5 protein-coding genes are annotated in these 7,970 nt (G+C 64.6%); 4 read left to right on the plus strand and 1 reads right to left on the minus strand.

The window, feature by feature from the left end; genetic code table 11:
- Complete coding sequence (locus V6M52_RS10075) at window positions 1-1,206, minus strand: ABC transporter substrate-binding protein (RefSeq protein WP_332700922.1); 1,206 nt, start codon at window positions 1,204-1,206, stop codon at window positions 1-3.
- A gap of 231 nt (window positions 1,207-1,437) precedes the next feature.
- Between V6M52_RS10075 and V6M52_RS10080 the strand changes: the two genes are divergently transcribed.
- From V6M52_RS10080 to pyc, 4 genes are all read left to right on the plus strand, one after another.
- On the plus strand, window positions 1,438-2,475 hold the full coding sequence (locus tag V6M52_RS10080) for a glycine betaine ABC transporter substrate-binding protein (RefSeq protein WP_332700923.1): 1,038 nt from the start codon (window positions 1,438-1,440) through the stop codon (window positions 2,473-2,475).
- Window positions 2,476-2,723: 248 nt separating this feature from the next.
- Window positions 2,724-4,235 (plus strand): putative bifunctional diguanylate cyclase/phosphodiesterase, encoded by a 1,512-nt coding sequence (locus V6M52_RS10085; protein WP_332691887.1) that lies wholly within the window; start codon window positions 2,724-2,726, stop codon window positions 4,233-4,235.
- A 109-nt stretch (window positions 4,236-4,344) separates the two neighbouring features.
- Window positions 4,345-4,761 carry a TIGR01244 family sulfur transferase gene (locus V6M52_RS10090; RefSeq protein WP_332691890.1) on the plus strand — a complete coding sequence of 139 codons (417 nt, stop codon included), beginning with the start codon at window positions 4,345-4,347 and terminating at the stop codon, window positions 4,759-4,761.
- A 101-nt stretch (window positions 4,762-4,862) separates the two neighbouring features.
- Window positions 4,863-7,970, plus strand: a 3,108-nt coding sequence (pyc, locus tag V6M52_RS10095; RefSeq protein WP_332700924.1) for a pyruvate carboxylase, incomplete at its 3' end; no start/stop codon positions are given.

Genomic DNA, 7,970 nt, shown 5'->3' on the forward strand with positions numbered 1-7,970 from the left:
TTACTGGATCAGGCCCTTTTCGACGAAGGCGCCGCCTTCGACGGCGAGCTCGACGATGATGCCGTCCACGTCGCCGACTTCGTCGAAGTCGAGCGCGCCACCGGCGCCGTCATAATCGATGTCGGTGCCGGCCTTGAGCAGCTCGACAGCCTTGGTCCATTCGCCGGGCAGTATCTTCTCGCCGGGAGCGGAAGCCACTTCACGCAGGGCGGCCGAGAGGCCGTCACGGGAAGCCGAGCCGTTCTTCTCGATGGCGAGGGCCAGCAGGAACGCGGCGTCATAGGCCTGCGGCGCATAGGTCGCGTTGGCTTCGATGCCGGCAGCGGTGGCCAGGTCCACATAGGTGGTGGTGGCTTCGCCTTCCGGAGCGCCGGCGCGGGTGGCGATCAGGCCTTCGACAGCTGCGGCGTCGATGCCGGAGAGCAGGTCGTCGCCGACCATGCCGTCACCGCCGACATAGAGGGTGAAGTTGCCGGATTCGACGGCCTGGCGCAGGATGGTGTTACCCGAAGCATTGGCATAGGCCAGGATGACCAGGTTCTGCGAAGCGACCAGGTTGCCCAGCTCGGCACGATAGTCGGCCTTGCCTTCTTCATGGGCGATATTGGCAGCAACGGTGCCACCACCGGCGGTGTAGGCGGCCGACAGCGCGTCGGCAAAGCCCTTGCCGTAGTCATTGTTGACATAGGTGATGGCAATGTCCTGCACGCCCTTGGCGAGCAGCAGTTCGGCCAGTTTGACGCCCTGGAGGGCGTCGGACGGGGTGGTGCGGTAGACGAGATCGTTGTCTTCCAGCGTGGTCAGGGCCGGAGCCGAGGAGGCCGGCGAGATGAAGACCACATTGCCGCTCAGGCCCGAGCCGTTGAAGGCGCCGATGGTTTCACCGGTGCAGAGCGCGCCGACCACGGCCGTCACGTTGTCGGTGTTGATCACCTTGTCGGCTGCGGCGGCGGCGGCCGTCGCGTCGCAGGCGCCGTCGGCGGAGATGAGCGTCAGCTCACCACCCAGGATGCCGCCCTGTTCGTTGACCTGCTTCACCACGAGCTCCGCGCCGGCAAAGATCGGCGGGGTCAGGGATTCGATGGGGCCGGTAAAGCCACCGATGAAGCCGATGGTGGCACCGGTATCCTGGGCGATGGCAGGCGCGGCGACGGCGAGCGTCGTGGCGGCAACTGCCAGGGTCAGGGTGTTCTTGAGATTGAGCATGTACGTCCCTCTGCTGGGTCACTCCGTCGAGAGGCTCTTGCGTGAGCCAGTCTTCGTACCGGAGCGACGCGATAAAGGGGGCGCAACCCGCGCCCCGCTGGAAGGGACTGTTGCACACTTGATAAGCCTGAGTCACCGGGTATTGATTGGCAAATCAAGCCACTGCTGCTGTTGCTTAACGGGGGTGGTTTTCGGGTAGAGTGACGCGGTTTGGGGGGAGTTGGAGAGGCCATGACAGCAAGGCTATTGCGGGCGGTGCTGCTGCTGGTCGCCATGCTGGTGGCGGCGCCAGCCCAGGCCCAGATCACCGTGCTCGACCAGGCGCAGGACACGCCCAGTCCGACCCCGGCGCGTGAGCCGGAGGCGCCGCCGCCGCCCTGTGGGACGCAGCCGCTCAGCATTGCGCGCATGAGCTGGCCCTCGGCCGAACTGCTGGCCGAAATTCATGCGCGGATCCTTGCCCGGGAATATGGCTGCCAAACCCGGGTGACCCCCGGGGATCTGGCGGCCACGGGGTCATCCATGGGATCGACCGGCCAGCCGGCGGTGGCGCCGGAAATGTGGGTCACGCGCATTGCCGAGGTATGGAATGCCGGGATCGAGGCGCAGATGTTGCGACCGGCCGGGCCCAGCTATGCCGAGAGCCAGTTCGAGGGCTGGTTCATGCCTGGTCATCTGGCGGCGGCGCATCCCGAATTGACCGGCATTGCCGGGCTGGGGGCAGCGCTGCCGACGCTCAATGGCGGGGCGCCGGTGCGGTTCATCTCCTGTCCGCTCGACTGGGCCTGCGCGGTGATCAACCGCAATCTGGTCAGGGCGCTGGGCATTGCGGGAGCGGTGGAGCTGGTCGAGCCGGCCAACCGGTTCGAGATGGATACGCTGATCGCCGAGGCGGTGAGCCGGAAGGAGCCGGTGCTGTTCTATTACTGGCAGCCCAATGCGGTGCTGGCGCAATTCGATTTCGTGGCGTTGGACATGGGCAGCTATGACGCGGAGGCGGCCAAATGCCTGGCGCAGCTGGCCTGTCCCAGCCCGGCGGCGAGTGCCTTTGCCACCGAGACGGTGGTGGTGGCGCTGGCCGAGTGGGTGTTTACCGACATTCCGGCCATTGCCGCCTACTTCCAGCGCTCGAGCCTGCCTCTCGCAGAGATGAACGCCTTGCTGGCCCAGCTCAACGAGCCGGGCGCGACGGTCGAGGGGGTGGCGGAGCGCTTCGTCGCTGAGCGGCGCGACCTGTGGGCGCGCTGGGTCAACGTCCTGGTGCCCTAGTCCGCCGGAAACGGGAGAGGGCATTGCAGCCGGCGACGCCGTCATGAGCCCGGAACGCGGTTAGGGTCCGATTAACCTGCCGCACGGCCGATATGGTGACCGTCGCAGATCTGTCATGTGGGATGACTATTGTGCGAGCCCTGTCAAAATTGCGCTAAGCTTTTGTATCTCAACCATTTTTTGTTACCGTTTACGCCTCGTTCAGACCTTGCGCCCTATATGGGATGACCTGACCGGACCGGCAAACGATGCGACCTGATCCAGACTTTAGCGCCATAATTCTTGGCTATCGTAGAATTGCCCTGGCCATCGCCATCGGCGTGGTGGGAGTCGTTCTGGTCCGGGGCGCGGTGTTTTTCGGGCTGGCCGGGCCGCTGGTCATCCAGGCATTGCCAGCCGGAAGCCTGATCGTCGGGGCGATCCTGCTGGGCATTCTCTATGGCGGGCATCGCTGGTTGTCGCGGCGTCTGGCGGAACTGGCCAAGGTCTCGCGCGACGCGCGCGCCGCGGCCAATCGGGATGCGCTGACAGGCGTGTTCACGCGGGCCTATTTTCTCGAGCAGCTGAGCGCCGACGTCCATCATAACGCCGATCGTCCCGTCGGCTATCTCCAGCTCGATATGGACAATCTCAAGCAGCTCAATGATAGCGCGGGCCACGCAGCGGGCGACGCTGCCCTGGTCCATCTCAGCCGCGTCCTTCAGGCGGTCATTCCGGGCGCGGTGGTGGGCCGGCTAGGCGGGGACGAATTCGGCATCATGATTGCCGGCCACGACAACAAGGGGGCGCTGCGCCGGCTGGGCGAGGAATTGCTGCGGCAGCTCGAACGCCCGGTGCCAATTGCCGGCCGACCGGTGCGCCTCTGCGCCTCCATCGGGGTCGCCCTGTCGCCGCAGGATGCCACCGATCCGGCCGAGCTCATCTCAAAGGCCGACCTGGCGCTCTACAAGGCCAAAAAGGGCGGTCGCCGTGCTGTGGTCGCTTTCGAGCCGGACATGCTGGGCGACGAACGCCAGCGCCGCTTCATCGAACGCGAACTGCGCGCCGCCTTGATGATGAATGAGCTGGAGCTGCACTACCAGCCGATCTTCGGGCCGGACATGGCCATCCGCTCCTACGAGGCCCTGGTGCGCTGGCGGCATACCGTGCGCGGCATGATTTCACCGGCCCAGTTCGTTCCAATCGCGGAGGAAAGCGACCTGATCGAGAAGCTGGGTGACTGGGTATTGCGGCGGGCCTGCGCCGACCTGCCGGCGCTGGCCCGCGTGCCAGTGGCGGTCAATGTGTCGCCGGCACAGTTGCGCCACGCCGATTTTGCCAGCCGGTTCGAGGCCGTGCTGGCTCAGACCGGCACCGACCCCAGGCTACTCGTCGTCGAGATCACCGAGACGGTGCCGCTCGATGCCGGCAAGATCGAGCTCGCCAATCTGGCCGCATTGCGGGCGCTGGGCGTACGGGTCGCGATCGACGACTTTGGCGCTGGCCATGCGAGCCTGCAATATCTGCGGAGCTTTGCCTTCGACATCATCAAAATCGACCGCAGCTATGTTGCCAATCTGGGCGCCAACCGCATCGACGGCATGATTGTCTCGGCGATCTGCGACATTGCCCGCTCCCTACCGGTTGATGTGGTGGCCGAAGGGGTGGAGACGCAGGCGCAACTCGATCAGTTGCGGCTGGCCGGCTGCACCTGTTTCCAGGGCTTTCTGCTGGGCCGGCCGCTCCCGCTGCAAAAACTCAGGGCCGCCGCGGCTGCCTGAACGGCAGTGACAGCTTCATGACAGCTAGTCTTCTGTCGCAGTTGCGTCGGCAGCGACCCCGCAGATATAAGGGGCCGGGGAAGCGACATGTGGCAGCGGGAGTAGTGACTTGGATTTGAAGCGGATCAACGATCACGTCAGCGTTTCGGGGCAGATTCAGCCCGAGGACGTCGCATCGCTCAAGGCCGCCGGGTTTGTCGCCATCGTCAACAATCGCCCTGACGGTGAATCGCCAGGCCAGCCGGCCGGCGCCGAGATCGAAGCCGCGGCAAAGGCGGCCGGGCTTGACTATTATTCCATTCCGCTGGGCCGTGAAGGGGTATCCCCCGAGATGGTCGAGCAGACCAAATCCGTGCTCGAGGGGAGTGCGGGTCCGGTCTTCTGCTTCTGCCGTTCGGGGACGCGCTCGACCACACTGTGGGCACTGAGCCAGGCGGGAGAGATGGATGCAGGCGAGATCATCTCGCAAGCGGCGGAAGCCGGCTACGACATGAGCCACCTGGCTGGCCACCTCGGCCGCGACTAGACTTGTACGCTGACGGTTGGAGGGACGACCGTCCTATCCAGCCGTGATGACCTGAGCCGGACCGCAAGGTCCCAAACCCCTCCTGCTCGGATATACAATCGATGCCAATCAAGAAAATCCTCGTCGCCAACCGCAGCGAAATCGCCATTCGTGTGTTCCGCGCCGCCAATGAGCTGGGGCTCAAGACGGTCGCCGCCTTTGCCGAAGAGGACAAGCTGGCGCTGCACCGCTTCAAGGCCGACGAGGCCTATCTGATCGGCAAGGGCAAGGGCCCGGTCGAAGCCTATCTGCAGATCGACGAATATATCCGCATTGCCCGCATTTCCGGCGCCGATGCGATCCACCCCGGCTATGGCCTGCTCTCCGAAAGCCCGGAATTCGTTGATGCCTGCGAAGATGCCGGCATCATCTTCATCGGGCCGCGGGCGCAGACCATGCGCGACCTGGGCAACAAGGTTGCCGCACGCAATATGGCCATTGCCAGCAATGTGCCTGTGGTCCCCGCGACCGAGGCGCTGCCGGACGATCCGGAAACCATCAAGAAGCTGGCGGCCGAAATCGGCTATCCGCTGATGCTCAAGGCCAGCTGGGGCGGCGGCGGACGCGGCATGCGCCGCATCATGGATGAGTCGACCCTGATTTCTGAAGTTTCCGAAGGCAAGCGCGAAGCCAAGGCGGCCTTCGGCAAGGACGAGATGTATCTCGAAAAGCTGATCGAGCGCGCCCGCCATGTCGAGGTGCAGCTGATCGGCGACGACCATGGCAATCTGGTGCATCTGTTCGAGCGCGACTGCTCGGTGCAGCGGCGCAACCAGAAGGTGGTGGAGCGGGCGCCTGCGCCCTATCTCAGCGAAGCGGTGCGCAAGGAACTGACCGACGCCGCCGTGCGGCTGGGCAGTGCGGCCAGCTATCGCGGTGCCGGCACGGTTGAATTCCTTATGGATGCCGATACCGACAGGTTCTACTTCATCGAGGTCAATCCGCGCATCCAGGTGGAGCATACCGTCACCGAAGAGGTGACCGGCATCGACATCGTCAAGGCGCAGATCCACCTGCTCGATGGCGCGGTGATCGGCACGCCGGAGTCCGGTGTGCCGCTGCAGCAGGACATCCACCTCAACGGCAATGCCATCCAGTGCCGGGTGACGACGGAAGATCCGGAGCAGAACTTCATTCCCGACTATGGCCGCATCACCGCCTATCGGGGCGCCACCGGCTTTGGCGTGCGCCTCGATGGCGGTACGGCCTATGCCGGGGCGGTCATCACGCGGTTCTACGATCCGCTCTTGGAAAAGGTCACCTGCTGGGCGCCGAGCGCCGAGGAGGCCATTGCCCGCATGCACCGCGCCTTGCGCGAATTCCGCATTCGCGGCGTGGCGACCAATCTGGCGTTTCTCGAGAATATCATCACCCATCCGGATTTCGTCGAGAACCGCTACACCACGCGCTTCATCGACACGACGCCGGAACTGTTCAACTTCAAGCCGCGCAAGGATCGCGCGACCAAGCTCTTGAGCTATATCGCGGACGTGACGGTCAACGGGCATCCCGAAGTGCGTGACCGGCCGCGCCCGCCGGCGGAAGCGGCGGCGCCCGTGGTGCCGGAATTTCCGGCGCTCAGCATGATCGAGGGCAGCCGTCAGATTCTCGACCGCGACGGTGCGGCGGGCCTGGCCAAATGGATGAAGAAGCAGAAGCGGGTGCTCTTCACCGACACGACCATGCGCGACGCGCATCAGAGCCTGCTGGCGACGCGCATGCGCAGCTTTGATATCACCCGCATTGCCCAGGCCTATAGCCGAGGGCTGCCGAACCTGTTCAGCCTCGAATGCTGGGGCGGGGCGACCTTCGACGTGGCCATGCGCTTCCTCAATGAGGATCCATGGGAGCGCCTCGCCAAGGTGCGCGAGGGCGCACCCAATATCCTGACGCAGATGCTGCTGCGCGGCAGCAATGGCGTCGGCTACACCAATTATGCCGACAATGTCGTCAAGTTCTTCGTGCGCGAAGCGGCCCGGGGCGGCGTCGATGTGTTCCGCGTGTTCGATTGCCTGAACTGGGTCGAGAATATGCGGGTGTCGCTCGACGCGGTGATCGAGGAGGGCAAGGTCGCCGAGGGCGTCATCTGCTATACCGGCGACCTGTTCGATCCTGACCGCGCCAAATATGACCTCAAATATTATGTCGGCCTGGCGCAGGAGCTGGAAAAGGCCGGGGCGCATGTGCTCGGGCTCAAGGACATGGCGGGGCTCCTGAAGCCAGCCGCGGCGCGGAAACTGATTGCGACTTTGCGCAACGAGACCGACCTGCCGATTCACCTCCATACCCACGACACGTCGGGCGCGGCCTCGGCCACGGTGCTGGCGGCGGTGGATGCGGGTGTCGATGCGGTGGACGCGGCGATGGATGCGCTGAGCGGCACAACCAGCCAGCCGACGCTGGGATCGCTGGTGGCGGCCATTGCCGGCGGCGAACGCGATCCGGGGCTCGACGCCAAGGCGATCCGCCAGATCTCATTCTATTGGGAAGCGGTGCGCACGCAGTACCGCGCCTTCGAGAGCGATCTCAAGGGCGGGGCCTCGGAAGTCTATCTGCATGAAATGCCAGGCGGGCAGTTCACCAATCTCAAGGAGCAGGCACGCTCGCTGGGGCTCGAAACGCGCTGGCACGAGGTCGCCCAGACCTATGCCGACGTCAACCAGATGTTCGGCGATATCGTCAAGGTGACGCCGAGCTCCAAAGTCGTCGGCGACATGGCGCTGGCCATGGTTTCGGCCGGGCTGACCCGCGCCGATGTAGAAGACCCCAGGCGCGATATCGCCTTCCCCGATTCGGTGGTGGGCTTCTTTGCCGGCGATCTGGGCCAGCCGCCGGGCGGTTTCCCCAAGGAACTGCAGAAAAAGGTGCTCAAAGGCAAGAAAGCCATCACCGAGCGGCCGGGCTCCTATCTCAAGGATGTCGATCTCGAGGCCGAGCGCAAGAAGATCGCCGACGAGGTCGGGCACCCGATCGACGATTTCCGGCTGGCCTCATACCTCATGTATCCCAAGGTCTATTCGGATTTCGAAAAGACCCAGGACCGCTACGGCCCCACGGAAGTCTTGCCGACGCCGGTCTATTTCTATGGCCTCTCGGAAGGCGACGAGCTGTTCGTCGACATCGAGAAGGGCAAGACGCTGGTGCTGCAATATCTCGGTCGCGCGCCGACC

The organism is Devosia sp. (assembly GCF_036676215.1).
Taxonomy (GTDB): domain Bacteria; phylum Pseudomonadota; class Alphaproteobacteria; order Rhizobiales; family Devosiaceae; genus Devosia.

Bases quoted from the DNA above. Each gene is read 5' to 3' on its own strand.
- V6M52_RS10075 (WP_332700922.1), bottom strand. From the start codon at position 1,206: ATGCTCAATCTCAAGAACACCCTGACCCTGGCAGTTGCCGCCACGACG.
- V6M52_RS10085 (WP_332691887.1), top strand. From the start codon at position 2,724: ATGCGACCTGATCCAGACTTTAGCGCCATAATTCTTGGCTATCGTAGA.
- V6M52_RS10080 (WP_332700923.1), top strand. From the start codon at position 1,438: ATGACAGCAAGGCTATTGCGGGCGGTGCTGCTGCTGGTCGCCATGCTG.